Origin of the sequence: Actinoallomurus sp. NPDC050550, from assembly GCF_040655075.1 — a bacterium.
In the GTDB taxonomy this organism is placed as follows: Bacteria; Actinomycetota; Actinomycetes; order Streptosporangiales; family Streptosporangiaceae; genus Actinoallomurus.
The window spans coordinates 424,189-448,638 of sequence record NZ_JBFAJC010000001.1; the positions used below are offsets into that span (position 1 = coordinate 424,189).

26 protein-coding genes are annotated in these 24,450 nt (G+C 70.6%); 16 read left to right on the plus strand and 10 right to left on the minus strand.

Annotated elements, in window-relative coordinates; translation table 11 throughout:
• Nucleotides 1-177: 177 nt before the first annotated feature.
• The 3 genes from AB0I04_RS01980 to AB0I04_RS01990 are packed head-to-tail and all read right to left on the minus strand — an operon-like array spanning nt 178 to nt 2,953.
• Nucleotides 178-669: a GNAT family N-acetyltransferase gene (locus AB0I04_RS01980; RefSeq protein ID WP_360877434.1), complete on the minus strand. Its 492-nt coding sequence runs from the start codon at nt 667-669 to the stop codon at nt 178-180.
• Nucleotides 666-1,835, minus strand: coding sequence for an anhydro-N-acetylmuramic acid kinase (locus AB0I04_RS01985; RefSeq protein WP_360877437.1), 1,170 nt, complete (start codon nt 1,833-1,835; stop codon nt 666-668). The genes AB0I04_RS01980 and AB0I04_RS01985 overlap by 4 nt, the downstream gene beginning before the upstream one ends.
• Nucleotides 1,826-2,953, minus strand: coding sequence for a serine hydrolase domain-containing protein (locus AB0I04_RS01990; protein WP_360877440.1), 1,128 nt, complete (start codon nt 2,951-2,953; stop codon nt 1,826-1,828). Before AB0I04_RS01990 ends, AB0I04_RS01985 begins: the two co-directional genes overlap by 10 nt.
• 87 nt (nt 2,954-3,040) lie before the next feature.
• On the opposite strand from AB0I04_RS01990, the gene AB0I04_RS01995 reads away from it, so the two are divergent.
• The 10 genes from AB0I04_RS01995 (at nt 3,041) to katG (ending at nt 14,814) form a co-directional block, all read left to right on the plus strand.
• Nucleotides 3,041-4,603, plus strand: a complete 1,563-nt coding sequence (locus tag AB0I04_RS01995) for an ABC transporter substrate-binding protein (protein ID WP_360877443.1) — start codon at nt 3,041-3,043, stop codon at nt 4,601-4,603.
• An 11-nt stretch (nt 4,604-4,614) separates the two neighbouring features.
• A complete protein-coding gene (locus tag AB0I04_RS02000; protein ID WP_360877446.1) occupies nt 4,615-5,577 on the plus strand; it encodes an ABC transporter permease in 963 nt (320 codons plus the stop codon).
• A 16-nt stretch (nt 5,578-5,593) separates the two neighbouring features.
• The gene (locus AB0I04_RS02005) at nt 5,594-6,490 is read left to right on the plus strand and encodes an ABC transporter permease (RefSeq protein WP_360877449.1); all 897 of its coding nucleotides are present in this window, start codon (nt 5,594-5,596) and stop codon (nt 6,488-6,490) included.
• Nucleotides 6,487-7,491 carry an ABC transporter ATP-binding protein gene (locus AB0I04_RS02010; protein WP_360877452.1) on the plus strand — a complete coding sequence of 335 codons (1,005 nt, stop codon included), beginning with the start codon at nt 6,487-6,489 and terminating at the stop codon, nt 7,489-7,491. The genes AB0I04_RS02005 and AB0I04_RS02010 overlap by 4 nt, the downstream gene beginning before the upstream one ends.
• Nucleotides 7,484-8,497: an ABC transporter ATP-binding protein gene (locus AB0I04_RS02015; RefSeq protein WP_360877455.1), complete on the plus strand. Its 1,014-nt coding sequence runs from the start codon at nt 7,484-7,486 to the stop codon at nt 8,495-8,497. The genes AB0I04_RS02010 and AB0I04_RS02015 overlap by 8 nt, the downstream gene beginning before the upstream one ends.
• A 75-nt stretch (nt 8,498-8,572) precedes the next feature.
• Nucleotides 8,573-9,514: an N-acetylmuramic acid 6-phosphate etherase gene (locus tag AB0I04_RS02020; RefSeq protein ID WP_360877458.1), complete on the plus strand. Its 942-nt coding sequence runs from the start codon at nt 8,573-8,575 to the stop codon at nt 9,512-9,514.
• A gap of 343 nt (nt 9,515-9,857) precedes the next feature.
• Nucleotides 9,858-10,547: a response regulator transcription factor gene (locus tag AB0I04_RS02025; RefSeq protein ID WP_360877461.1), complete on the plus strand. Its 690-nt coding sequence runs from the start codon at nt 9,858-9,860 to the stop codon at nt 10,545-10,547.
• Between the two features lie 65 nt (nt 10,548-10,612).
• Nucleotides 10,613-11,989 carry a HAMP domain-containing sensor histidine kinase gene (locus tag AB0I04_RS02030; RefSeq protein ID WP_360877464.1) on the plus strand — a complete coding sequence of 459 codons (1,377 nt, stop codon included), beginning with the start codon at nt 10,613-10,615 and terminating at the stop codon, nt 11,987-11,989.
• A gap of 132 nt (nt 11,990-12,121) precedes the next feature.
• The gene (locus tag AB0I04_RS02035) at nt 12,122-12,559 is read left to right on the plus strand and encodes a Fur family transcriptional regulator (RefSeq protein ID WP_360877467.1); all 438 of its coding nucleotides are present in this window, start codon (nt 12,122-12,124) and stop codon (nt 12,557-12,559) included.
• 32 nt (nt 12,560-12,591) lie between these two features.
• Nucleotides 12,592-14,814, plus strand: coding sequence for a catalase/peroxidase HPI (gene katG / locus AB0I04_RS02040; RefSeq protein ID WP_360877470.1), 2,223 nt, complete (start codon nt 12,592-12,594; stop codon nt 14,812-14,814).
• Between the two features lie 52 nt (nt 14,815-14,866).
• On the opposite strand, the gene AB0I04_RS02045 is transcribed toward katG, so the two are convergent.
• Nucleotides 14,867-15,391 (minus strand): helix-turn-helix domain-containing protein, encoded by a 525-nt coding sequence (locus AB0I04_RS02045; RefSeq protein ID WP_360877473.1) that lies wholly within the window; start codon nt 15,389-15,391, stop codon nt 14,867-14,869.
• Between the two features lie 78 nt (nt 15,392-15,469).
• On the opposite strand from AB0I04_RS02045, the gene AB0I04_RS02050 reads away from it, so the two are divergent.
• Together AB0I04_RS02050 and AB0I04_RS02055 are read left to right on the plus strand one after the other, a co-directional pair.
• Nucleotides 15,470-16,207 (plus strand): methyltransferase domain-containing protein, encoded by a 738-nt coding sequence (locus AB0I04_RS02050; protein ID WP_360877476.1) that lies wholly within the window; start codon nt 15,470-15,472, stop codon nt 16,205-16,207.
• A 251-nt stretch (nt 16,208-16,458) separates the two neighbouring features.
• Nucleotides 16,459-17,499: a hypothetical protein gene (locus AB0I04_RS02055; RefSeq protein WP_360877479.1), complete on the plus strand. Its 1,041-nt coding sequence runs from the start codon at nt 16,459-16,461 to the stop codon at nt 17,497-17,499.
• A 25-nt stretch (nt 17,500-17,524) separates the two neighbouring features.
• Here the strand turns inward: AB0I04_RS02055 and AB0I04_RS02060 are convergent, their stop codons facing one another.
• From AB0I04_RS02060 to AB0I04_RS02070, 3 genes are all read right to left on the minus strand, one after another.
• Nucleotides 17,525-18,430, minus strand: coding sequence for a TIGR03619 family F420-dependent LLM class oxidoreductase (locus tag AB0I04_RS02060; protein ID WP_360877482.1), 906 nt, complete (start codon nt 18,428-18,430; stop codon nt 17,525-17,527).
• A gap of 98 nt (nt 18,431-18,528) precedes the next feature.
• On the minus strand, nt 18,529-18,831 hold the full coding sequence (locus AB0I04_RS02065) for a hypothetical protein (protein ID WP_360877485.1): 303 nt from the start codon (nt 18,829-18,831) through the stop codon (nt 18,529-18,531).
• A 59-nt stretch (nt 18,832-18,890) separates the two neighbouring features.
• A complete protein-coding gene (locus tag AB0I04_RS02070; RefSeq protein WP_360877488.1) occupies nt 18,891-19,190 on the minus strand; it encodes a hypothetical protein in 300 nt (99 codons plus the stop codon).
• Between the two features lie 142 nt (nt 19,191-19,332).
• Between AB0I04_RS02070 and AB0I04_RS02075 the strand changes: the two genes are divergently transcribed.
• From AB0I04_RS02075 to AB0I04_RS02085, 3 genes are all read left to right on the plus strand, one after another.
• The gene (locus AB0I04_RS02075) at nt 19,333-20,115 is read left to right on the plus strand and encodes a helix-turn-helix transcriptional regulator (protein WP_360877490.1); all 783 of its coding nucleotides are present in this window, start codon (nt 19,333-19,335) and stop codon (nt 20,113-20,115) included.
• Nucleotides 20,106-20,201, plus strand: coding sequence for a DUF397 domain-containing protein (locus tag AB0I04_RS02080; protein ID WP_360877493.1), 96 nt, complete (start codon nt 20,106-20,108; stop codon nt 20,199-20,201). Before AB0I04_RS02075 ends, AB0I04_RS02080 begins: the two co-directional genes overlap by 10 nt.
• A 116-nt stretch (nt 20,202-20,317) precedes the next feature.
• The gene (locus AB0I04_RS02085; RefSeq protein WP_360877496.1) at nt 20,318-20,782 is read left to right on the plus strand and encodes a hypothetical protein; all 465 of its coding nucleotides are present in this window, start codon (nt 20,318-20,320) and stop codon (nt 20,780-20,782) included.
• Nucleotides 20,783-20,820: 38 nt separating this feature from the next.
• On the opposite strand, the gene AB0I04_RS02090 is transcribed toward AB0I04_RS02085, so the two are convergent.
• The 3 genes from AB0I04_RS02090 to AB0I04_RS02100 form a co-directional block, all read right to left on the minus strand.
• Nucleotides 20,821-21,591: a dienelactone hydrolase family protein gene (locus AB0I04_RS02090; protein ID WP_360877501.1), complete on the minus strand. Its 771-nt coding sequence runs from the start codon at nt 21,589-21,591 to the stop codon at nt 20,821-20,823.
• 207 nt (nt 21,592-21,798) lie between these two features.
• The gene (locus AB0I04_RS02095) at nt 21,799-23,199 is read right to left on the minus strand and encodes an MFS transporter (RefSeq protein ID WP_360877504.1); all 1,401 of its coding nucleotides are present in this window, start codon (nt 23,197-23,199) and stop codon (nt 21,799-21,801) included.
• 104 nt (nt 23,200-23,303) lie between these two features.
• The gene (locus tag AB0I04_RS02100; RefSeq protein WP_360877507.1) at nt 23,304-23,729 is read right to left on the minus strand and encodes an SgcJ/EcaC family oxidoreductase; all 426 of its coding nucleotides are present in this window, start codon (nt 23,727-23,729) and stop codon (nt 23,304-23,306) included.
• A gap of 80 nt (nt 23,730-23,809) precedes the next feature.
• On the opposite strand from AB0I04_RS02100, the gene AB0I04_RS02105 reads away from it, so the two are divergent.
• Entirely contained in the window at nt 23,810-24,433 is a 624-nt protein-coding gene (locus AB0I04_RS02105) for a TetR family transcriptional regulator (RefSeq protein ID WP_360877509.1), read from the plus strand.
• Nucleotides 24,434-24,450 lie beyond the last annotated feature (17 nt).

Below are 24,450 nucleotides of genomic sequence, written 5' to 3' on the forward strand. Positions count from 1 at the left end.
ACTGGGTTGTTTGACGCAACGATAGGACTGCGGACGCCGCAATGGAACCCGATTCGGGTTTCGGTTTCTCCCCGGCCGCGTCGTCATGGAGCCCGGAACACGATCGACTGTTCCCACAGACGATCACTCGTGCGAACCGTCGATTTGACGGAATGCGCGGCTCCAGTGCCGGGGTCATTACCGAGGGGCCGGGCGGAGGTACCTCGCCTGTGGTGCCCGCCAGCGCGGATCGACCAGCCGCACGCCCTCGGGACGGAATCCGGCTCGTTCGTAGAGCGTGCGTGCGCGGTCGTTGTCCTCGAACACCCACAGCCGGACGTCCACGCCGGGCATCGCGTCGATCGCGTGCTGGAGCAGGCCACGCCCCACGCCCGCCCCCGAGGCGGCCGGATGGACGTAGAGGGCGGCCAGATAGCCCCCGCCAGGGTGATCGGCGTCGTCGCCGTAGCGGACGAACCCGGTCGGCCGCCCGGTGCCGTCGACGGCGAGCACGGTCGTGAGGCCGGGGCCGCTCAGCCCCGCGGCCAGGTCGGCCGCGACGGCGCCGGGGTCGAGGGCGTCGATCACCTCATCCGGCACGACGCCTCGATACCCGGCCCGCCACGCCGCCACGAAGATGCCGGCCATCGCGCGCAGGTCGTCGGTGACCGCCTCCCGACAGGAGATCATTTGACGGCCATCCGGCACGGCCGGGTGGTCACGGGCTCCGGCAGCCGCAGCGGGGCCGCGCCAAGGGTCAGGGATCCCAGGACCGAGCCGGTACGCGCGCCGGTCGCCGACGCGATCGTGCCCTCGATGCCGTGCACGGAGAGGTAGCCAAGGAGTCCGAACAGGTATGCCTCCTTCGCCTGCGCCGGCAGGCCGAAGTCCTCGATCGGCCGTACGCGCACCGGTGCCGAGAGCTCGGCGATCCGCCGCATCATGGTCGGGTTGCGCACCCCGCCGCCCGCGACGACGAGTTCGGCCAGCGCGTGTGCCCGGCACGCGTCGGCCACGAGCCTCGCGGTCAGTTCCGTGAGCGTCGCGAGCAGGTCGTCGGTTCCGATGTCGAGCCCGCCGACGGCGTCACGGACGTAGTCGGCGTGGAAGAGCTCCTTGCCGGTGGACTTGGGCGGTTCGGCGCGGTAGTACGGCTCGGCGAGCAGCCGATCGAGCAGCGCCGCGTGCACCGTGCCCCGTGCCGCGCGCGCACCCCCGGCGTCCATTCGCTCGGCGCCCGCGGTGGCGTCGCTGACGGCGCTGTCCATCAGCGCGTTCGCGGGCCCGAGGTCGTACGCGATCACGTTTCCGTGCGCGTCGCGGACGGTGATGTTCGCGATGCCGCCGAGATTGAGGGAGCCGCGCCGTACCTCGTCCGACAGCACGAGCAGCGCGTCCAGCGTCGAGGCGAGCGGCGCGCCGTGGCCGCCACGGGTCACGTCACGCGTACGCAGGTCGGAGACGGTGGTCACGCCGGTCGTTTCGGCGATCCAGGCCGCGGCCCCCAGTTGCAGCGTGCCGAGCGCGTGCGGGCCCTCGACCCAGTGGAAGACGGTCTGCCCGTGGGAGACGATCAGGTCCGCGCTCCCGCCGGTGAGGCGCTCGTTGGCCGCCGCCGCGACCGAGCCGAACAGCCGGCCCAGCTCGGTGTCGAGCCGGCACACCTCTTCCATCGTCGTGGGGTGTGGCGGCAGGGCGGCCGCTATCCGGGCCCGGAGCTCATCCGGGACGGCCTCGCTGTACAGCCCGCGAGGGCGGCAGACGACCTCCTCACCGATCAGCGAGAAGTCCGCGGCGGCGGCGTCGACCGCGTCATAGGACGTACCACTGATCATGCCGATGACGGTCAGGTCCATCGCGGTCTCCTCAGGTGGTCCTCGGCCGCGGCGAGTACCCGCAGCCACATTCGTTCGGTCGCCCGGGGCGGGCCGCCCGCGTGCAGCCGGTTGGTGATCATCGCGACTCCGGCTCGGTGCTCGGGCAGTACCGCGAACGCGACTCCGGGAAAGCCGGTGTGCCCGACGGCGGGACCGGAGGGAAGGTCCCAGACCCGGAATCCCAGCGCCTGATGAGGGTCGGCGCCGGCGGTGAGGAACTCGGCGACCGTGTCACGCCGGATCGGCCCGTCACCGTCCAGCCGGCTCAGCAGGCCCGTCGCGAACCGCAGGAGGTCGGCGGCCGTCGTGAACAGCCCGGCGTGTCCGGCGACTCCGTCGAACGCGTGGAAGGCATTGCCGTCGTTCACCTCACCGACCAGCACATGGTCACGCCAGCCGTCGAAGTCGGTGACGGCGCCGTCGACCGGGTACGGGATTCCGGTGCCGATCATGTCCTGTTCGAGGACGTCGCCGTGGGAGCTCGCGGTCACCGGTCCACCGGGTGCGGGTGTGGCGTAGCGCGTTTCGGTCAGCCCGAAAGGTCGCAGCACCAGCTCGTCCACGGTCGCCGCGAGGTCGCCGCCGACGCGTGCGACGAGCGCGCCGAGCAGGATGAACCCGAGGTCCGAGTAGTGCCGGCGCTCGCCCGGCCGGTAGCGGAGCGGCAGGCGGGCGGCGAGTGAGACGGCGTCGTCGCCGCGCGTGCCCTTCAGGTACAGCGGCCACCATTCCCATCGGCCGGCGCGGTGTTCGAGCAGGTCGCGGACGGTGCCGTGCCGGTCGAGTTCCGGCAGGTGGCGGGCGACCGGTGCGTCCAGGGTGACCTCACCGGCGTCCACCAGCGCCATCAGCGCGGCCGTCGTAGCGACGACCTTGCTGACCGACCCGGCGTCCGTTCTCGTGGCCCAGTCCATCTCGACCGGCCGTCCGGCCGCGCCGTGCCGTGCGAGCCCTCCGGCGGCGTAGCGCACCTGGCCGCCTTCGGCGACGGCGACGAGCGCCCCGGGCGGGGCGGCGCTCCCGTCGGGGGACGCCCCCAGCAGGTCGGTGACGGCGGTGACCAGCGGGTCAGTGGTGAGCCGGGTAATTTCGGACACGAGGGAGATGTTAATGGTTAACCTATTGTCTGTCATTAAGGTCAACCATTAACGTCTGCGGTTAACACGTTGCTCGGAGGACCTTCCATGACGACCCTCACTTCGCCCGGCCGTAGCGGTATCCGGTTCTGGACCACCTCCATCGCTCTCACCGCCGCCGCGCTCACCGTGGCCGCCTGCTCGCCCAGCGGTTCACAGAACTCCTCGTCCTCATCCGGCGCCTCCACATTCGTCGTCGCCCGAACGGGTGACGTCGACAAACTCGATCCGCAGTTGGCGACGGCGTTCCAGACCCAGCAGACACTGGGCCTCGTCTACTCCAGGTTGGTGACGACCAGCCCCACCGGTCAGATCCAGCCCGACCTGGCGACCCAGTGGAAGGTCTCGCCTGACGGGCGGACCGTCGACTTCACCCTTCGCCAGGGCGTGACCTGGCAGGACGGTTCGCCGTTCACCTCGGGCGACGTCAAAGCGTCGATCGAGCGGATTCTCGACCAGAAGACCAGCGCGGTCGCCCGCTCGAACCTGACCGCGATCGAGAAGGTCGACGCCCCTGACAACGCCACGGTCGTGCTGCACCTGTCGGGGCCGTCGGCATCGCTCCTCTACTCGCTGGCGACGGTGAACTCCTCGATCGAGTCCGCCAAGGACATCTCCGCCGGGACGGTCGGCAAGAAGCCCAACGGGACCGGAGCGTTCGCCTGGAGCGCGTGGAACCCCGGCCAGCAGGTCGTCCTCACCGGCAACGCGAAGTACTTCGGTGGCGCGCCGAAGATCAAGAAACTCGAGTTCCGGGTCATCCCGGACGAGTCGTCGATCCTGTCCGGCATGAAGGCCGGCGCGTTCCAGCTCGGCCTGATCTCCGACCCCGGCGTCGCTCGCCAGGCCGGCAAGTCCGGCACGTACTCGCTCGCCAAACAGCCGGCCCTGTCGTACCACGTCCTGATGCTCAACGGCCGGAAGGGCCCGCTGCGGACCCAGCAGGTGCGGCAGGCCATCAGCTGCGCCATCGACCGCAACCAGGTGGTGCAGACGGCGGCCTACGGAGACGGCACCGTGACCGGCCCCATCACCAGCCCGGCCTTCGCGTACTCGGCGACGGACGGCCTGCCCTGCACGCCGGGTGACGTGGCCAAGGCGCGCTCGATGCTGGCCGCGGCCGGTTACGCGAAGGGCTTCACCCTCACCACGATCGTCGAGACCGGTGAGTACGCCACCGCCGGTGCCGAGGCCCAGAACCTCCAGTCGCAGCTGTCCAAGATCGGCGTGAACCTGCAGCTGAAGCAGATGTCCACCGGGCCGTACGTGTCGGCGTGGCTCGCGGCGGACTATGACGCCGCCGTCGCGCTGAACGGTGGCTCGTACGACCCGTTCCTGATGTACGGGCGCTACTACACCTCCGGCGGCAGCCTCGCCAAACCGGCGGGCCTGGACTCCTCGACGCTGTCCGGCCTGCTCGGCCAGGGCAACTCCACCAGCGACGAGGGCAAGCGGCAGCAGGCCTTCCGCGACCTCCAGAAGGAGCTGCTGGCCGAGTCCCCGTGGGTCTGGATGTTCCGCTCGGACGACTACTACCTGGTCGGCTCGGGCGTCCACGGGTTCACGCCGCGTCCGGACGAGCTGCTCAGCTCCCTGGCCGGCGCGTCCTGAGAGCGGCGAGCATGCTGAACTGGCGATGGCTGGGCGCCCGGCTCCTGGGCGCGCTGATCACCCTGCTGGGGGTGACGGTGGTCGTCTTCGTCGTCCTGCGCGCCATTCCGGGAAACGCGATCACCGCGTCGCTCGGCGTCGAGTCCGGAACGCTGACCCCCGCGCAGCGGGCCTCGCTCGAGCACTTCTACGGGATCGACAAGCCCTGGTTCGCCCAGCTCTGGGGGTGGATCTCGGGCGTCGCGCACGGCGACCTGGGGCTGTCGCTGACCAGCGGCCAGTCCGTCACCGGCCTGGTGGGCAAGGCGCTGCCGGTTACGGTCGAACTCGCCGTGCTGTCCGCGGTGATCGGTACCGCCTTCGGCGTGCTGCTCGGTGTGCTCGCCGGCAGCCGGCCGGGGCGGGCCTCCGACTCGCTCACCCAGGGCGCGTCGCTGGTCGGCCTGGCGATCCCCGAGTTCGTGCTCGGCACCGCCGTGGTGACACTCCTCGCCGAGGCGTTCCACTACTTCCCCGACACCGGGACGTTCGTGCCGCTGACCCGCTCGGTGGCGGGGAACATGAGCCAGATCCTCTACCCGTCCCTCGTGCTCGCGGTCGCGTTCGCGGCCAACGTGATGCGCACGACCCGATCGGAGTACGTCGAGATGGCCGAGGCCGACTACGTGCGCACCGCACGTGGCAAGGGGCTGTCGCCGGGCAGGGTCCGAACCTCGCACATCCTGCGTAACGCCACCATCCCGATCGTCACGCTGACCGGTATCCAGTTCGGCTACCTGCTCGGCGGCACCGTGATCATCGAGCAGATCTTCGCGCTGCCCGGTATGGGACGCCTGCTGTTCACCGCCATCTCCAACCGGGACTACCCGGTGGTGCAGGGCACGGTGCTGGTCATCGCGGTGCTGTTCGTATTCGTCAACCTGCTCGTCGACCTGCTCTACCGGATCATCGACCCACGGACGCGTGCCGCATGAGTACGGAGGAGGGCGCATGAGCGTACTGCCCACGGTGGCCGAGCCCATCGACTCCGCCCCGGCCGCGCCCGGACGGTCGTGGCTGCTCGCCCGGGTCTGGCGGGACCGCAACGGGCGGATCGGCCTGACCGCCATCCTGGTGCTCGCCGTCGTCGCCGTGCTCGGCGCGTTCGGGGTGCTGCCGCACGACCCGATCGCGCAGCACCCGGCCGCCCGGCTGCAGGGTCCGTCCGGCCGCTACTGGTTCGGTACCGACCAGTTCGGCCGGGACATCGCCGCGCGGGCCGCCGCCGGAATCTGGACGTCGCTGCGTGTCGCGGTCGTCTCGGTGGCGGCCGCGGCCGTGATCGGCTCGATCCTGGGCATCAGCGCCGGCTTCTTCCGCGGCTGGGTGGACCAGGTCGTCAGCCGCTTCGTCGACATTCTCTTCGCGTTCCCCGCGATCCTGCTGGCGCTCGCGGTCGTCAGCGCCCTGGGCAGCGGATGGCAGAACACCGCGATCGCGATCGCCGTCGTGTACACGCCGATCTTCGCCCGGGTGTCACGTGGGCCGACACTCGCCGTCGGCGTCTCGGAGTACGTGAAGGCACAGCGGGTGCTCGGCACGCCACTGCCGCGGATCCTCCTCCGCCACGTACTGCCGAACGTCAGCGCGCCGATCATCGTGCAGGTGACGCTGGCGCTGTCCTGGGCGATCCTCACCGAGTCCGCGCTGTCGTTCCTCGGCCTGGGAACACGCCCCCCGACGCCCAGCCTCGGCCTGATGGTCTCCGAGGCCCGGAACACCGTCGCGGACGCGTGGTGGACGCTGACCTTCCCGGCGCTCGCGATCGTCGTCGCGGTGATAGCACTCAACCTGCTCGGCGACGGCCTGCGCAGCGCACTCGACCCGCGAAGGGACTCCCGCCGATGAGCGAACCGATGCTGGCGGTTCGCGGCCTGCACACCGCGATCCGCACTCCGTCCGGGCCGTTGGAGATCCTCCGGGGGATCGACCTCGAGGTGGACCGTGGCGAGACCCTCGCAGTGGTGGGCGAGTCCGGTTCGGGCAAGTCGTTCACCGCGCTGAGCATCGCCGGCCTGCTGCCGATCGGCGCCTCCGTCACCAGTGGTCAGGTCCTCCTGGAGGGCCGGGATCTGGTGGCACTGCGCGAGGCCGAGCGCCGTGCCGTACGCGGCGCCGAGATCGGCATGGTCTACCAGGATCCGATGACGTCCTTGAACCCGATGATGCGCGTCGGCAGACAGGTGACCGAGGGGCTGCGGGCGCACGGCTGGTCGAAGGAGGAGGCCCGCGAACGGGCGCTGACCGTGCTCGGCGAGGTCGGCCTGCCGTCGCCGCGGGCGCTGATGAGGCTCTACCCGCACCAGCTCTCCGGCGGCATGCGGCAGCGGGTGCTGATCGCGTGCGCGATCGCGCCCCGGCCCAAGGTGCTGATCGCCGATGAGCCGACCACGGCGCTGGACGTGACGATCCAGCAGCAGATCCTTCAGCTGGTCTCCAGGCTGCGGGACGAGTACGGGCTCGCCGTCGTCTGGATCACCCATGACCTCGGCGTGGTGGCGCGGATCGCCGATCGGGTCGCCGTCGTGTACGCCGGCCGGGGAATCGAGCTGGCTCGTACGCGCGAGCTGTTCGCCACCCCGAACCACCCCTATACCGACGGCCTCCTGCGCTCGCTGCCGACACCGGCCGATCCGCACCAGGCGCCGTTGCCGCAGATCGGCGGCAGCCCGGTCGCGCTGTCCGCGCTCCCGCCGGGCTGCCCGTTCGCGCCGCGCTGCCCCGAACGACAGGATCGCTGCGACACGGAGGAACCTCCCTTGATCGACCGTGGCGGCTCACGAGCCGCATGCTGGGTGCCGCGCGGGGAATGGCGCGCGCCGTCCGCGGAGGTGACCTCCCGTGCCTGACCGGCCGATGCCCGGTGCGGAGGGCCCCTCCCGAGAGATCGCGATCGAGGTCCGCGACGTCGTAAAGCATTACCGCACGCCGGGGCGCGGCGAGGTCCACGCGCTCGACCGGGTGAGCGTGAGCGTCGGACGCGGTCAGGTGCTCGGCGTCGTCGGGGAGAGCGGCTGCGGGAAATCGACACTCGCGCGGCTGCTGACACGACTCGAACGGCCGGACTCCGGCAGCGTCGAGATCATGGGCCGGCGGATCGACCTCGCCAAGCGACGAGAACTGCGCGAACTGCGGCGCGTCGTCCAGCTCGTGTTCCAGGACCCGTACGCCTCCCTCGATCCACGACAGCGGATCGGCGCCGCGCTGGCCGAGGTCCTGACGGTGCACCGGCTGGGGGCCGGTTCGGGCCGTGTCGAAGAGCTGCTCGACACGGTCGGGTTGCCGCCGTCGACCGCCGACCGGTACCCCCACCAGCTCTCCGGCGGACAGCGGCAACGCATCGGGATCGCCCGGGCGCTCGCCGTCCAGCCACAGATCCTCGTGCTGGACGAACCCGTGTCGGCGCTGGACGTGTCGGTCCGCGCGGAGATCATCAACCTGCTGGCCCGGCTGCGCGGTGAGCTCGGGCTGACGTTCGTCTTCATCTCTCATGACCTCGGCATGGTGCGCCATCTCGCCGACCAGATCGCGGTGATGTACCTCGGGAAGATCGTCGAGTACGGACCGTGGGACGTCGTGTCCGATACCCCGGGGCATCCGTACACCAGGGCGCTGCAGGCGGCGGTGCCGATCGCCGACCCCGGGCTCGACGCTCCGCCGGCCGACGTGGTCGTCACCGGGGAGGTTCCGGACGCCGCCGACCCGCCGTCGGGATGCCGTTTCCACCCGCGATGCCCGCTGTCCGAAGATCGCTGCCGTGGGGTCGAACCGCTCATGCTTCCCGAGTCCGGCGGGCATCGGCTGGCCTGCCACGTCGTGAACAGCGAAACGACGGCCGAGGGGGCGGGCCGGTGACCATGGCCACGGGCCGCTCCTCGACCGCGCGGTAGGGCCGCCCGCTGAGAGAAGTCTCCGACAGAAAGGCCGTTCGTGAACCACTTCGGAATCCGGGTCGCGTCCCCGACCGAGCAGGTCAACACCCGGACCGCCGAACTCGACGCCGTGTCGACGCTCGAGCTCGTCTGCCTGCTTCACGAGGAGGACCGCACCGTCCCCGACGCGGTCGCCGTGGTGCTGCCCCGACTGGCCGCGCTGGTGGACGACGCGGCGATGCGGGTCACCGACGGTGGCCGGGTGCACTACTTCGGTGCGGGGACGTCCGGACGGCTCGGCGTGCTCGACGCGGCTGAACTGCTCCCGACATTCGGATTGCCCGATGACGTGGTCATCGCCCATCAGGCCGGCGGCGCCAAGGCGTTGGTTCGTGCCGTCGAGGACGCCGAGGACGAGGACCACGGGGCCGACGCCGCCGACGTCACCGAGGCGGACATGGTGATCGGCCTGACCGCCTCCGGTCGTACTCCCTATGTCGGGGCGGCGCTGACGGCCGCTCGCACCGCCGGGGCGGCCACCGCGCTCATCACCTCGAACCCGAACGCCTCGCTGGCAGAGTTCGCGGACCATCTGCTCGTCGCCGACACCGGCCCGGAGGCGATCACGGGTTCCACCCGGCTCAAGGCCGGCACCGCGCAGAAGCTCATCCTGAACGCGTTCTCGACCGCGCTGATGGTGCGGCTGGGCCACACCTACCGCAACCTGATGGTCGACATGCGGGCGACCAACGCGAAACTGCGCGGACGGACGATGCGGTTGCTCGTGCAGGCCACCGGAGCGGACGATGCCGAATGCGCGGAGGCACTCGATCTCTGCGGTGACCTGAAGACCGCGCTGGTCTTCCTGCTCGCGCGGCGGCACACGGCGGCGGCGCCCCAGCAGTGCCGAGCGGCGCTGGAGATGTCCGGTGGGCGGGTCCGGCAGGCGCTGGCGACCCTGAACGTCGACCCCTCGCCCCCGGCCGATCTCCAGGCATGACCGGGCCGCCGTCGAGGGCGTGTTCGCCGGCGGCCGGATCAGCGGGGTGCAGACATGGAAGGCGTCTTTCGCGGTTCGTGAAAATTGCCGCGCATCACACCCGTGCGCTTTTCACATGGCCGGAACGGGCCAGGGGCTCGTAACGGGCGGTCCCGGCGATCCGGGTGCCGCCGAAAGCCGCCTCTCCAGCGATCCGTCCGAGTGGTGCCCAGCACTTCGCGGTCGGAAGGCGGCCGACCGGCCGCCGGTGGACCATGGCCCGCGTAGACGCCGATGGCGCCGAGGATCTACGGTTTTGGCGGAATTCTGACCAAGATCGAATCCGAGATGACACGGTGGTGTCATGACCGCCCAAGCCGAGCCGCGGGACGCGCCGCGGTCGCGCCTTCTGCTCGTCGAGGACGACGGGGAACTCAGCGAGATGCTCGCCCGGCTCTTCTCCGACGAGGGCTACATCGTCGACGTCGCCCGCGACGGCCAGCGCGGCCTGCACCTGGGCCTCAGCCGGTCGTACGACGCGATGATCATTGACCGGGGGCTGCCCGCGATCGACGGCCTCGACCTGCTGATCCGGCTGCGCCGGCGGGCGGTCGCCACCCCCGTCCTGGTCCTGACCGCGCTCGGCGCCCTCGCCGACCGGGTCGCCGGGCTCGACGCGGGCGCCGAGGACTACCTGATCAAACCGTTCGAGGTCGACGAGCTGCTGGCGCGGGTACGCGCCCTGCACCGCCGCAACCGCGACAGCGCCCAGGTCCTGCCGTTGGGCGACGGCCGGTTCGACCTGACGACCCGGGTCGTGACCCTGCCCGACGGCGGGCAGGTGGCGCTGTCGGGCCGGGAGTACGAGCTGCTGCGGGTGCTGGCGGCGCGCCCCGACCAGGTGCACACCCGTGCCGCGCTGCGCGAACGCGTCTTCGAGGCGGCACAGGCGGAGTCCATCGTCGACACCTACGTCTACTACCTGCGCAACAAGCTCGGCCGGAAGGCCGTGCGCACCGTGCGCGGCGTGGGCTACCAGGCAGGTGAGCTGTGAGCCGGATCGGGGGCGGCACGCGGGGGAGCCGTGAGCGGATCGCCGGACCATCGGATGGGAGAGCCGTGACCAGAGCACCGGACCTCGAGCGCCGTCTGCTGATCCGCGCCCGCATGGTCATCACCGCTCAGGTCGCCGGCGCGGTCACCCTCGTCATCGCACTCGTCGGGGTGCTGGTCTACTGCGTGACGATCGATGGCCAGGTCTCCTCCGCACGGCGGGACCTGGCCGTCGCGGTCGCGCGTGCCGACCTCGCCCACCCGCCGCCCTGCATCTGGCTCTTCGAACTGCGGGGCGACGCCCTGACCGCGTCCCCCGGGGCACCCACCGATCTGCCCCTGCGCGCCGACCTGCGCCGGGTCGCCGCCGACCACCGCCCCCGGACCGGTCGGCTCACGGTCGGCGGGCGGGCCTACATCGTACGGACCGAGTTCCGGGTCGGCGTGGTCCGGCAGGCGCTCATCGACCTGCGTTACCAGGTGGAGGAGCGGCGTCGCCTGTACGTCGCGCTGGCCGCGGCCGAGGCCGCCGGGCTGCTGGCCGCGCTGCTCGTGGGTCAGCTGCTCGCCCGCCGGGCGATCGCGCCGCTGGGCGAGGCGCTCGCCCGCCAGCGGAGGTTCGTGGCCGACGCGAGCCATGAACTGCGCACGCCGCTGACCCAGCTGCACACGCGGGCGCAGCTGCTGGAACGGCGGCTGCGGCCCGACGCCGACCCGTCGGCCCTGGCCGTCGAGGTGAGCCGGATGGTCACCGGGACCCGCCAGCTCGGCGAGGTGATCGACGACCTGCTCCTGTCCGCACAGCTGCGGCAGACGCGCCGGATGTTCGGCCCGGTCGACCTCGGCGCCATCGCCGACGGCCTGATCACCGCCGAGAGCGCCCGCGCCGAGGCGCGCGAGGTGACCCTGGAGGTACGGCTCCGGGACCTGGGCCCGCACGTCGTGCGCGGCGTCGAACCCGCGCTGCGGCGGGTGGTCACCTCACTGGTCGACAACGCCTTCGGCCACACCGCGCCCGGCGGCCACATCACGGTGACGCTCTTCCGCGACGGGGCCATGGTCGAGCTGGAGGTCCGCGACGACGGCGTGGGGCTCGACCCGCGGGACGCCGAGCGGCTGTTCACCCGGTTCGCCCGCGGGGAGCACGGGGCGGGCCGCCGGTTCGGCCTCGGGCTGGCCCTGGTGCGCGAGGTCGTCGACGGCCACGGCGGCACGATCGAGGTGGACGGCCGCCCCGGCGCGGGGGCGGCCTTCACCGTCCGGCTGCCCGCCGAGCGGACGGCCCCGGCCACGCGGTCCACCGGTGCCGAGTCGCCCGAGCGGTCCACCCGTACCGAGCGGTCCAGCCGCACCGAGCCGGTGGACCAGGCCGAGCCCGCCGCCGATCCGGTCAGCCCGTCTCCGCCTCGACCAGTGGCCGCCCGGCGGTCTCCATCCCGGTGAGCCACAGCACGAGCGTCGCGGCGGCGACGAGGGCCGCGAGCAGGCAGAACCGTCCCTTTGCCTGACACGTTACGAAACTTGGAAGGTTCGTTCCCTTGAATCGTTCGTGTTTCTGGCGGTAGGTTGGGCGGCATGACCGCACCCCGGAATCCGGCCACCGCCGATGAGCTGCGCGGTGCCGGCCTGCGGGTGACGGCTGCCCGCGTCGCACTGCTCGAGACCGTCCGGAGCGGTGACCACCTCGACGTCGAGGCGCTCGCCTCCGGCGTGCGCGAGCGCGTGGGCCACATCTCGCTTCAAGCCGTGTACGAGGCCCTCCACGCGCTCACCGCGGCGGGACTCGTACGACGGATCGAACCACCCGGCAGCCCGGCCCGGTTCGAGGGACGCGTCGGGGACAACCATCACCACATCGTCTGCCGGTCGTGCAGCGTCGTCGCCGACGTCGACTGCGCGGTCGGCGAGGCGCCGTGCCTGATCGCGTCCGACGACCACGGCTTCGCGATCGACGAGGCCGAGGTCATCTATTGGGGCCTGTGCTCCGACTGTTCCACCACCCGTAGTTCCTGAGCATTGCGATCCGACTAGTCCGGAGGATTTCCATGACCGAGAACCATGACGCGATCGTCACTGAGTCGAAGACGGAGGAGGCCGGAGGAGGCTGTCCGGTCGCGCACGGTCGTGCCGCGCACCCGACGCAGGGTGGCGGAAACCGCCAGTGGTGGCCGGACCGGCTCAACCTGAAGATCCTCGCCAAGAACCCCGCCGTGGCCAACCCCCTCGGTGAGGCGTTCGACTACGCCGAGGCGTTCGAGAGCCTCGACCTCGCCGCCGTGAAGCGCGACATCGCCGAGGTGCTGACCACCTCGCAGGACTGGTGGCCGGCCGACTTCGGTCACTACGGCCCGCTCATCATCCGGATGGCGTGGCACAGCGCGGGCACCTACCGGATCAGCGACGGCCGCGGCGGCGCCGGGGCCGGGCAGCAGCGCTTCGCCCCGCTCAACAGCTGGCCGGACAACGGAAACCTCGACAAGGCGCGCCGCCTGCTGTGGCCGGTCAAGCAGAAGTACGGCCAGAAGATCTCGTGGGCCGACCTGATGATCCTCGCCGGCAACGTCGCCCTGGAGTCGATGGGCTTCAAGACCTTCGGCTTCGGCGGTGGCCGCGCGGACGTCTGGGAGTCCGAGGAGGACGTCTACTGGGGTCCGGAGACCACCTGGCTCGGCGACGAGCGCTACACCGGCGACCGTGAGCTGGAGAACCCTCTGGGCGCGGTCCAGATGGGCCTCATCTACGTCAACCCGGAGGGCCCGAACGGCACCCCGGACCCGCTCGCCGCGGCTCGTGACATCCGTGAGACGTTCCGCCGGATGGCGATGAACGACGAGGAGACGGTCGCCCTGATCGCGGGCGGTCACACCTTCGGCAAGACCCACGGCGCGGGCCCGGCGGACAACGTCGGCGCCGACCCCGAGGCCGCCCCGATCGAGGAGCAGGGCCTGGGCTGGAAGAGCTCCTTCGGCACCGGCAAGGGCGGCGACGCGATCACCAGCGGTCTCGAGGTGACGTGGACGCCCACCCCGACCAAGTGGGACAACACCTTCTTCGAGACCCTGTTCGCCTACGAGTGGGAGCTCACCCAGAGCCCCGCCGGCGCGAACCAGTGGACGGCGAAGGACGGCGCCGGCGCGGGCACCATTCCCGACGCCCACGACTCGTCGAAGAGCCACGCCCCGACGATGCTCACGACCGACCTCGCGCTGCGGTTCGACCCGGTCTATGAGCCGATCTCGCGGCGCTTCCTGGCGAACCCCGACGAGCTCGCGGACGCCTTCGCCCGGGCGTGGTTCAAGCTGACCCACCGCGACATGGGCCCGGTCGTGCGCTACCTCGGCTCGGAGGTCCCGGACGAGGTGCTGCTGTGGCAGGACCCGCTGCCGCCGGTGACGCACGAGCTCGTCGACGCCGAGGACATCGCCTCTCTCAAGAGCCAGGTCCTCGCCTCCGGCCTGTCGGTGTCCCAGCTCGTGTCCACCGCGTGGGCGTCGGCCTCCTCCTTCCGCGGCAGTGACAAGCGCGGCGGCGCCAACGGTGCCCGCATCCGCCTCCAGCCGCAGGCCGGGTGGGAGGTCAACGACCCCGACCAGCTGGCGACGGTGCTGAGCGCCCTGAAGAACATCCAGGAGACCTTCAACACCGGGGGCAAGCAGGTCTCGCTCGCCGATCTGATCGTGCTCGCCGGCTGCGCGGCCGTGGAGAAGGCCGCCAAGGACGCCGGCTTCGAGATCGAGGTCCCGTTCACGCCGGGCCGCGCGGACGCGTCGCAGGAGCAGACCGACACGGAGTCGTTCGCCGCGCTCGAGCCGACCGCCGACGGGTTCCGCAACTACGTCGGGAAGGGCAACCGGCTGCCGGCCGAGTACCTGCTGCTCGACCGGGCCAACCTGCTGACCCTGAGCGCCCCCGAGATGACGGTCCTCGTCGGTGGCCTCCGCGTCCTGGGCGCGAACCACCAGCAGTCGAAGCTCGGTGCCCTCACCGCGAACCCTGGCACCCTGACCAACGACTTCTTCGTCAACCTGCTCGACCTGGGCACGACGTGGAAGTCGACGTCCGAGGACGCGACCACGTTCGAGGGTCGCGACGCCACGGGCGAGGTCAAGTGGACCGGCACCCGCGCCGACCTCGTCTTCGGGTCGAACTCCGAGCTGCGCGCGCTCGCCGAGGTCTACGCGAGCGATGACGCCAAGGAGAAGTTCGTGACGGACTTCGTCGCGGCGTGGGACAAGGTGATGAACCTCGACCGGTTCGACCTCGTCTGATCTCGCCTGATCAGAACGTCCAGGCCGGCCCGCACGGGCCGACCTGGACGTTTTATTTTCCGGCGGACGATGCGTCGGGCCCGCGGGCGGCCATGAGCGGGCCGAGCACGCGCGTGCCGGGGCCGATCCGCCCGCCCGGCCCCGGGAGCTGAGTCGTGTTGTGCACGGTGAGCGGTTCGCCGCAGTGCGCGCACGCGGCCACGGCGTGCGTGTCGTGGCCGCAGTCGAGGTGGTGGATGCGGGCCGGTGGCCCGGCGGGCTCGGCGTACCAGCGGTCACCCCACTCCATCAGGGCGAGCAGTACGGGGTACAGCTCCTCGCCCTTGCGCGTCGCGCGGTAGTCGTCGCGCGGCGGGTGCTCCTGGTAACGCTCGCGGACGAGGACGCCCTCCTCGACGAGCCGGGTCAGCCGGGCGGCGAGCACCTTCCGCGAGATGCCCAGGTCGCGGGCGATGTCGTCGAAACGCGTCACACCGGTGATGACGTCACGCATGATCAGCGCCGTCCAGGCGTCACCGAACAGGTCGGTCGCGCGCGCGATCGAGCAGGCCACGTCGGTGAGTCGGGTCCGGGTCACGCCCCGAATGTACCCCGAGTTCCCTCAGGAAACGAACCCTGTTAGATTCCTTTAGGGAACTCACTCGGGAGGCGCGGCATGGCGGCACCGCACATCGAACTGGACTCACCCGACGCGATCGACGGACGCCACATCCGGGCGGTCGCCTTTCAGAAGGTGCGCGTGGAGTACGTCCAGCGCGTGCTGGAGCGGCACGGCGGCAGGGCACTGGTAGTCGGCAGCGGCCGAGGCGACCTGGCCGCCGCGCTCGGCGGGCTCGGCTTCGACGTCACCGCCGTCGACCCGTCGCCCTCCGCGACGGCGCTGGCGCGGCAGCGGCACGGCGACCGGATCGTCCACGAGACGGCCACGGCCGAGGATCTCGGCCACGAGGACGGATCGTTCGACCTCGCCTATTACGCCGACACGTTCGAGATCACGCCGGACCTGGACCGTGTCGTCGGGCACGCGGCGAGGGTCCTGCGACCCGGCGGTGTGCTGATGTACGACACGGTCACGCGGACGCTCGTCTCCCGGCTCATCTACCTGGGCGCCTTCCAGGGTGTTCCGCAGACCCGCATCATGCCGCGTGGGCGATACGCCGCGGCGCGCCTGCGCCCACCGGCCGAGGTGGCCCGCGTACTCGAGCGCCACGGCCTGCACGGCGAGGACGTCTGCGGTTTCAAACCGACCCGCCCGCGCGACCTCGTCACCGCGGTGCTCGCCCGCCGGCGCGGCCGCATCACCGACGACGACATCGCCGAGGCGTGCCCCTTCGTCCTCGACCCGGACCACCGCCCGGTCGTCACCTACCTGGGGTACGCCCGCAAACCGTAGGCCGGCGGATCACCACGCGACGCCCGGTGCGTCCCCCTTGCCCTGCCAATCACCGACGGGAACGCGGAAAATCGTACTGAGCGGTGCCGCAAAGGACGGCCGGTCCGAATGATCCCGCTTCCGCAGACCGTAAGGGGAACAGTCGCGACCCGGCGGGGCGTGGCCTTCCCGGTGTCACGGCGGCGTGTTCGCAAGCGATCTTCGCCCGAATTGGAAGCGTTCCATGCGAAAGTAACGCTATGTCACGCACCATGCACTTTGTCGGTAGTCTGCCGCCGGACCTGTGCGGCTCCCCGCAGCAGGCCATGCGGTGGATCGTCGACCAGGCCGACGGCCACCGGCTCACCACGCTGCCCTGCGACATCGATCCCAACTGGATCGTCGCCTACCTGCGGAATCTCGCCGAGCGGCCGGCGTTCGAAATCAAGCGTCCGGGAGAGTACGCCGACTACGAAGACATGCGCACGTACGGCGTGCGCCGCGGCCACGAACTGCGGCCCGCCGACGTGTCGATGAACCGCGAGGACCGGCTCCGGCAGATCCTGGAGGAGTTCCGCGCGCTGCGCGCCGAGCGTCCCGAACTCGCCGACGTCCGGCTGCAGTTCGGCATCCCCAACCCTCTCGACCTGGCGATCTTCGTCTTCAGCGGTCGCCCGTGGTGGTCCCTGCGACACCTGCCGGTGTTCGCCCAGGCCGCCGTGGACGAGGTCACCGCACTGACCGCCGACGCGGGACAGGACGTCGTGTTCCAGCTGGAGACGCCCGCCGTCCTGATCGGAATGGACATGGCCAGGCGGCTGCCGGGCGGCCGGACCTTCGCCGCGCGGCTGCTGACCCGCCAGGTCGCCGGCCTGCTCGCGCGCTTCCCGGCGAACGCGGAGATGATCCTGCACCTGTGCTACGGCAACCACCGGAACACCGAGCTGGTAGCCCCTCGCGACCTGGGACCGGCCGTGGAGTACCTCAACCTCCTCGCGGGCGCCCTGCGCCGCCGCGGCCGTCCGCTGCCGCCGGTCCACATCCCGGCGGCGTACGGTGCGCACCCATCGCCGAAGACGGAGGAGTTCTACCGGCCGCTGCGGCGGCTCGACCCCGAGTGGAAGGTGATCGCGGGCGTCGCGGCCGCGACCGACTCGGAGGGGAGCGCCGAAAGCCTGAGACTCGTGGAGGCCGCGGCCGGCCGCGAGGTGTACGCGGTCGCCACGGCCTGCGGCCTTGGCCGGCACACCGTAGAGCAGGCCGAGAAAGCGGTCGAGGCGATGGCCGCGGCGGCCGGTGCCGATCCGCGCTGACGCACGACGGTCCGGGCGCCGTGGATCACGACGGCGCCCGGGCCAGCAGCTCCTCCATCACCGCGAGCTGCGCGTCCGGGTGCGTCCGCATCGCCCACAGCACGTGGGCGGCGCCCAGCGACCGGACCCGGGGCAGATCCTCCAGAACCTGATCCACCGATCCGGTCAGCGGCGCCCGCTCCTCGAGCGGCTTGGCGGTGACGGAGCCGTTGACCCGTACGACGACCGGCAACGACGCCGGGTCGCGCCCGGCCTGCTCCGCCGCCCGCCGGAATCCGGCGACCGTCTCGTCGAGCTGCTCCCAGGACATGACGACCGGGTTCAGTCCGAGCCCCAGCCGCGCGGCGCGCGCCACCGCGGCCGGGGCGACGGCACCCGCGATCAGCGGCGGCCCACCCGGCCATACGGGTTTCGGGCCGATCTGGGACTCGGCGATCTCGTAGAACTCCCCGTCGAACCGCACCGGGTCCGGCCCCCAGACCGCCCGCATCGCCGCGACATGCTCCGCGAACCGCGCACCGCGTCGCTCCGGCGGCACACCGGCCGCCGCGAACTCCTGCCGCATCCACCCCTGCCCGAGCCCGACGACCAGCCGCCCGCCACTGAGCACGTCGAGCGTCGCCAGCCGTCTGGCCAGCACGACCGGGCTGTGCAGCGGGGCGGGGATCACACTGGTCCCGAGCCGGATCCCACTCGTCCGCGCCGCCAGGTAGCTCAGCGTCTCCAGCGGGTCATAGACGGTCGCGTACGCCTTCGGCAGCGGCGCCGGCGGCGCGAACCCGCCGTACGAGACCGGCTCCACGACGCGCAGCAGCCGCTCGAACGTCCACACCGCCCCGAGCCCGATCCGCTCGGCCTCTTCGGCGAACCGGACGATCGTCGCGGGTGACGCCACCGACCCGTACGAGGGAAGATTGAGCCCGAAATCCATGCGCGTTCCACCAGGCCATGAAGAGATCGCTTCCGGCGACGAACCTACCCGCGATGGGCGCCGCCGATGCCCTACGCCGTTCCGGGACGCCCGACGGGTCATCCCTTGACGTAGGCGCGGAGTTGTTCGGCGGTCATGCGGTCGAAGTGGGAAAGCGCGACGCCGAGGAACCGCAGTTGGTCCAGGTCCGCGGTCGCCACGTAGACAGGACCGTCGCCGTGCCACTCCCATAGCGGGACGCCGTTCAGATTCGAGGTCGGTGACCAGCCCGGAGGCGCGGGAAGGTCGGCGGGGATACGCTGCGCGAATTTCAAGCTCATGCTCGCCGCCGCCGGATACTTGCGGATGAGAGAGTCGAGTTGGAGCAACTCGGTGGACGAGGACGGCGGTTTCTCCGTCAATGAGTCAATCGACTTCCGTAGCCGCGAGAGCGAGCGCATGAGCTCTTCTTCGGGAGTCATCACCGACGTACCTGAATGGAGACGACGTTCTTGATCGCCGCGACGAGTTCGTCGACTTCATCCGGCGTGAGGATCCGCGTCCTGTCGCGGAGGTGAGTGATCGGACTGCCCCAGGACCACAGCCACCGAAGGGCGCCGTTCTCATCCGGCCCACAGGTGACCTGCTCGGACAGGCGATGATCCTCGGCGATGACCCACACCGACTCGCCGTACTGCTCCGCGTCGAGGCCGGCCACCTGGCAGGCCTGAGCCAGCCACTTCGCGTAGGCGCGTGTCTTTTCGGTCGTCTGATCTTGCATGTCGGCGTTCCTTTCTTGAATGGTGCCTCCAGAATTCCTCTGACCACTTATGATCGGAACGCATTCAGATGCTTGTCACGGCAAGGCGACGGTGCAGCGGCGCAGGTTAATGCGCGCTATGGTCCGGCGAAAGGGGACAAAAATGGGCAGGATGCCGAGCCCAGCATTGATCACTCTCGGGCGTCAAATCCGGCGGTACCGCGACGCGGCCGGGCTGCGTCAGCGCGAGCTGGCCGACCTTCTCGGTTACAGCGAGCCGTGGATGAGCGCCCTGGAGACCGGGCGGCTGCTTCCGAAAGCGGATCAGATCGCGGCGATCGAGGAGGCGCTCCACGTCCCGGCCGGCGTCCTCATGGAGGTCTGCAAGCAACTCGACATCGACCCCACGCCCCAGTGGTTCCGCGAGTGGCGCGACGTCGAGACCACCGCCGACGTCCTCCGCTGGGTCGAGTTGTCGATCATCCCTGGGCTACTCCAGACCGAGGACTACGCGTCCGTCCTGCTGGGAGGGGATAAGGCGGCCGTCGCAGCCCGGATGGACCGCCAGCAGATCCTGACCAGAGAGTCCCCGTCCCCACCTGCACTGCACTTTGTGCTCGATGAAGCGGTCCTTTATCGAGGACGTGGGGGATCCAAGGTCATGCATGACCAGTTAATGCATATCGCCGACTCCGTTGGGCCTCGTCTCACGATTCAGGTTGTACGCTCGGACGTGAATCCCCGCTCACTTGGGGCGTACATCCTTGCGACGGCGGGCGGACGCGACGTGGCCTACCTGGAGACTGCGGTGCGCGGTCTGGTCACCAGCGCGCAGGACGATGTCTCGATCCTTTCGCGTGCCTGGGAGTCCGTTCGGTCGTTCGCAATGCCACAGCACGAGTCAATCGATTTCATTCGCAGAACGGCGGAGGAACGATGGTTCTGATCACTGACTGGCGTAAGTCGAAGCGCAGCGGAGAGAACGGTGGCGCGTGCGTGGAGGTCGCCGTGGCGGAGAAGGCGGCTGGGTAGTCGGCTTTCGTCACTGGTGGTGGGAGAGCACGAGCCCATCGGGTGCCCGGACGTGCGGGCGTCGCTTTCGGCGGGTCGTTTGGCGAAGGACTAAGCGTCTGCACGATGATACGTGCATGCGCCCCCTCACGATCATGACCGTCGCTGCACTCGCGCTGACGTCGGCCTGTGGTTCGAACGCCCACCCGGCCGCATCGGCTGCCGCGGCGCCGGCCAAGTCGCCGAAGGCCGACTCCGCAGGCCTCCCGGCGAACAACGCGAACGTTCCCGGATTCTCCGGGCCGGTCGCATCATCCGCTGGTGTCACGCACGCGTTCGGCGTGTGCCTGCATTCGTGGTACACCACCGCGAGCTCCGGTACACGGGTTCACGTGCAGTATCCCGGCCCGGCGAACATCAGCGTCGACCTGTCGATGGCGGACCAGTCCGAGCCGCCACCGGAGGCGCACCAGCAGTTCACCGTGACCAAGGGGCAGCAGGTGAAGGACCTGAAATTCCCGGAGATCCCGCATGCCGGTTACCCCCAGGTCACGGTGACGTCCGGGCAGAAAACGTTGATCTGTGACCCGGCCGAGCATTGATCCGGCAAGCGCGCGCGGCGCAGGTGATGTAAAGGGGCTCAGGTGCCGGTGGCCAGGTGGCGTGAGATGAAGTCGCGCCAGAGGTCGATGGCCGTAGGTCTGGTCTCGCCGTGCGTACCGGAGTAGCCGACCAGTTGTTTGTCCGGTGATCCCAGTTGGTCGAACAGGTCCAGTTGGCCGTCCCGAGGGAAGACCTCGTCGTCCCACTGGAGGTGGAAGAGGGCGGGAGCGGTGACCCGCCGGGCGTCCTCCGCGACCCGTTCCGGCACGGCCAAGCCCTCATCCATGGCCGTGCACTGCCGAAGACCGAACTTCCCGAAGACCACACAGCGAAGCTCGTCGCCCAGGGCGGCCGCGAGGGGAAGACCGAACCGCGTTCCCATGGACATTCCCAGATATCCGAGGCGGGACGTGTCCACGATGCCCAGCGCCCCGAGGGCGTCCACGGTCGCCCGCCATTCGTCGGTCATCCGGTCGAGGACGACCTCGATCCCCTCCGCCGCCATGCGCGGCTGATACTCCTCGGCGGCCATCGGGGAGGGAACGCGGTCGCCGTGGTACGGCCCGTCGATCGCGAGTGCCGCCAGGCCGGCCTGGGACGCGAACCACCGGGCGCGGCTGACGATCCGCTCACTTCGTTTGTGCCCGCTGCCCCCGTGCCCCAGCAGGACCAGGGGAGGGGCGGAGACCGAAGGCGGCAGCCACAGCATGCCCGGAACGGTGCCCGATGCCCGGACGAGCCGGAACGATCGCTCGACGACACCTCCGCCGGCCAACCGGCGCTCGGCCCACTCCAGCGCCTCGTCCATGAAGACATCGAACCAACCGCGGCCGGCGAGCGCACCTCCGTGTCCGCCCTTGGCCGTGGCGTGCCGACTTGCGACGCGCCTTCGCGACGCGGATGGGCTCCCCGGAGAAGCGGGCGGAAAAGCCGAACCGCCTCGACGCGTGTGCGTCGAGGCGGGAGGTCGGGGAGCCGTCCGGATGCCGGGTCGCCCGGCGTGGGGACGCGCGTCTCACCGTGAGCGGGGGAGGGCCTGTACGAGGGCCGCGACCAGCACGTCCAGGACGATCAGCAGGATGAGCCCGGCGGCGAAGGCGTGCGGGAAGGTGCCGAGGGCACCGTAGAAGACGACGCCGATGAGGGCCACGCCGATCGCGCCGCCGGCCTGCTGGGCGGTGCTGAGCACGCCGGACGCGGCGGCGGCGTGCCGGGGCTCTACACCGTTCAGCACCAGGGCGGGCAGGGGTGCCATGACCAGGCCCATCCCGGCGCCCGCGACCACCAGGCCGGGGATGACCCAGCCGACGGCGCCGTGTCCGCCGAGGCCGGAGACGGTCAGCGCGAGCGTCGCGTAGCCGAGCGCCATGCTCAGCGCGCCGACCGTGATGACCTGCCGTCCGAGCCTTTCGGCGACCGCTGCGGCACGAGTCGAGGACAGGAAGTAGCCGAGTCCCAACGGGAGGAAGATCAGCCCGGAGCCCAGGGCGGACAGGCCACGTCCCTGCTGCAGATAGAGGGCCAGGACCAGGAAGAACGAGCCCATCGTCATCGCGTGCAGGAGGCTGACGACCGCGCCCGCGGTGAACGAGCGGTGCCGGAACAGAGCCGGGGCGACCAGGGGCGCCGCCGCCCGCCGCTGGTACAGGGCGAACGCCGTCAGCAGGACGGCCGCCGCGCCCAGGCACTCCCACGTCCACATCGGCCAGCCCTGCGCGCGGCCCTGCACCAGCGGGAAGACGATCGCGACCAGGCCGAGGGAGACCAGCGCGGTGCCGATCGGGTCGAGCCGGGCGCCGGCCTCGGCGCGGGACTCGGGCACGAGCCGCGGGACCAGCGCGAGGGCGGCCGCGCCCACCGGCACGTTGATCAGGAAGATGGTGCGCCAGCCGAAGCCGGCGATGTCCGCCTTGATGAGGATTCCGCCGATGAGCTGCCCGAACACGCCGCCGAAGCCCATCGCGACGCCGTAGGCGTTGAACGCCTTGGCCCGGTGCTCGCCGGTGTAGACGGTGTTGATGATCGCCAGGACCTGTGGCATCAGCAGTGCCGCGCCGAGGCCCTGTGCGACCCGCGCACCGATGAGGGCCCCGGCGGTCGGGGCCTCCCCGCAGGCCGCCGAGGCCAGCGTGAACACGGCGAGGCCGATCGTGAACATCCGCCGCCGCCCGTACAGGTCGCCGAGCCGCCCGGCGGTGATCAGCCCGGCGGCCAGCGCGATCCCGAAGCCCGCGACGAGGAACTGGACCTGTGACACCGTGGCCTGGAGATCCCGCTGGGTGGCGGGGATCGCGACGTTCACGATGAAGAAGTCGAGAGTGGTGATGAAGACCCCGGTGAGGAGGACCAGCAAGGTCCCCCAACCGGGAGCCGCCACCCGTACGGGGGCGGACGCGGGCGCCTCGATGGCGGTCATGGTGTTCCTCTCCTGCTCTGTCGGCCTGCGAGGTCGACATTGCCGTGGAACACCGCACCGGGGCGATTACGTGAGAGGTCATGAAACCTGCGCGGCCGGGCTGATCACACCTGCCGGCGGGTGTTGTGGAAGGCCGCGGCCCGCCAACGGCCGTCGGTCTTGGTCAGCACGAAGGTCTGCACGGATTCGTGGTCCGCGCCGGTCGCGTTCTGGTCGGCGAGCGTCACCACGCCCGAGGTGACCATGATCGCCACATCCGGGCGGATGAATCGCAGCGACTCGGGGCGTGCGGATTCCGCGTTGTCGTCCACCAGAACCATCCGGGAGCCGGCCAACGGGCCGTCGAAGAGCGGTCGGTGACCGTCTTCGATGGCCTGCCGACCCTGTCCGTACTCCCCGGTCCAGGCGACGAAGTCGGCGTCGTCGGTGAACAGCGACGCATAGCCCGCGGCGTCGTTGCGGTTCCAGGCGTCCTGCAGGGCCCGGCCGAGCTCAAGGATCGCCCGGCGTTCAGTGGTCTCATCGAACATGGGATGGACTCTAGGTCGGACATAATTATTATGTCAAACATAAGTCATTGATTCGACCTATGTAGTGGTAGCGTGACAGCATGCCCACGGGATTGCGGGAGCGCTGGAAGCAGGAGGCCCGGCAGGCCATCTCCGGCGTCGCGATGGAGATGTTCGAGGCCAAGGGCTTCGACGAGGTGACGATCGCCCAGGTCGCCGACGCGGCCGGGGTGTCGAAGATGACCGTCACGAACTACTTCCCGCGCAAGGAGGACCTGGTCTTCGACCGCGCCGAGGTGGTCATCCGCAGCCTGGCCGATGCCGTCGCCGCGCGCGCTCCCGGCGAGAGCCTGCTCGCGGCGATCCGCCGTGACTACGCCGAGCGGATCGCCGCGGGCGACGCCACCCTCGGTGTGCCCACCGCGTCGTTCGCCCGGATGGTTCGAAACAGCCACGTGCTCACCGGCCGGGCCCTGGAGATCGCCGACTTGTGCGAGCGGGCGCTCGGCGACGCCATCGCCGCCGAGACCGGCGTGGACGACGCGCGGCAGCGGATCGTGGCGGCCCAGCTGGCATCGGTTCATCGGGTCCTGTTCGCCGAAGGCACCAGGCACAGCCTGGCCGGCCGGCCGCACGACGAGATCTTCCAGGTGCTCGCGGCTGAAGCCGGCCGGGCCTTCGACCTGCTCGAGCCGTCCCTGGGTGGCTACGGCGTCAGGGCCTGAGCGGACCGGATGCCGCC

Coding starts and splice junctions, on each gene's coding strand:
- AB0I04_RS02035 (WP_360877467.1), top strand. CDS start 12,122: ATGACCGCACCCCGGAATCCGGCCACCGCCGATGAGCTGCGCGGTGCC.
- AB0I04_RS02090 (WP_360877501.1), bottom strand. CDS start 21,591: ATGGACGAGGCGCTGGAGTGGGCCGAGCGCCGGTTGGCCGGCGGAGGT.
- AB0I04_RS01985 (WP_360877437.1), bottom strand. CDS start 1,835: ATGGACCTGACCGTCATCGGCATGATCAGTGGTACGTCCTATGACGCG.
- AB0I04_RS02080 (WP_360877493.1), top strand. CDS start 20,106: ATGGTTCTGATCACTGACTGGCGTAAGTCGAAGCGCAGCGGAGAGAAC.
- AB0I04_RS02100 (WP_360877507.1), bottom strand. CDS start 23,729: ATGTTCGATGAGACCACTGAACGCCGGGCGATCCTTGAGCTCGGCCGG.
- AB0I04_RS02010 (WP_360877452.1), top strand. CDS start 6,487: ATGAGCGAACCGATGCTGGCGGTTCGCGGCCTGCACACCGCGATCCGC.
- AB0I04_RS02025 (WP_360877461.1), top strand. CDS start 9,858: ATGACCGCCCAAGCCGAGCCGCGGGACGCGCCGCGGTCGCGCCTTCTG.
- katG (WP_360877470.1), top strand. CDS start 12,592: ATGACCGAGAACCATGACGCGATCGTCACTGAGTCGAAGACGGAGGAG.
- AB0I04_RS02095 (WP_360877504.1), bottom strand. CDS start 23,199: ATGACCGCCATCGAGGCGCCCGCGTCCGCCCCCGTACGGGTGGCGGCT.
- AB0I04_RS02000 (WP_360877446.1), top strand. CDS start 4,615: ATGCTGAACTGGCGATGGCTGGGCGCCCGGCTCCTGGGCGCGCTGATC.
- AB0I04_RS02060 (WP_360877482.1), bottom strand. CDS start 18,430: ATGGATTTCGGGCTCAATCTTCCCTCGTACGGGTCGGTGGCGTCACCC.
- AB0I04_RS02070 (WP_360877488.1), bottom strand. CDS start 19,190: ATGCAAGATCAGACGACCGAAAAGACACGCGCCTACGCGAAGTGGCTG.
- AB0I04_RS01995 (WP_360877443.1), top strand. CDS start 3,041: ATGACGACCCTCACTTCGCCCGGCCGTAGCGGTATCCGGTTCTGGACC.
- AB0I04_RS02055 (WP_360877479.1), top strand. CDS start 16,459: ATGCACTTTGTCGGTAGTCTGCCGCCGGACCTGTGCGGCTCCCCGCAG.
- AB0I04_RS02105 (WP_360877509.1), top strand. CDS start 23,810: ATGCCCACGGGATTGCGGGAGCGCTGGAAGCAGGAGGCCCGGCAGGCC.
- AB0I04_RS02085 (WP_360877496.1), top strand. CDS start 20,318: ATGCGCCCCCTCACGATCATGACCGTCGCTGCACTCGCGCTGACGTCG.
- AB0I04_RS02075 (WP_360877490.1), top strand. CDS start 19,333: ATGGGCAGGATGCCGAGCCCAGCATTGATCACTCTCGGGCGTCAAATC.
- AB0I04_RS01980 (WP_360877434.1), bottom strand. CDS start 669: ATGATCTCCTGTCGGGAGGCGGTCACCGACGACCTGCGCGCGATGGCC.
- AB0I04_RS02050 (WP_360877476.1), top strand. CDS start 15,470: ATGGCGGCACCGCACATCGAACTGGACTCACCCGACGCGATCGACGGA.
- AB0I04_RS02005 (WP_360877449.1), top strand. CDS start 5,594: ATGAGCGTACTGCCCACGGTGGCCGAGCCCATCGACTCCGCCCCGGCC.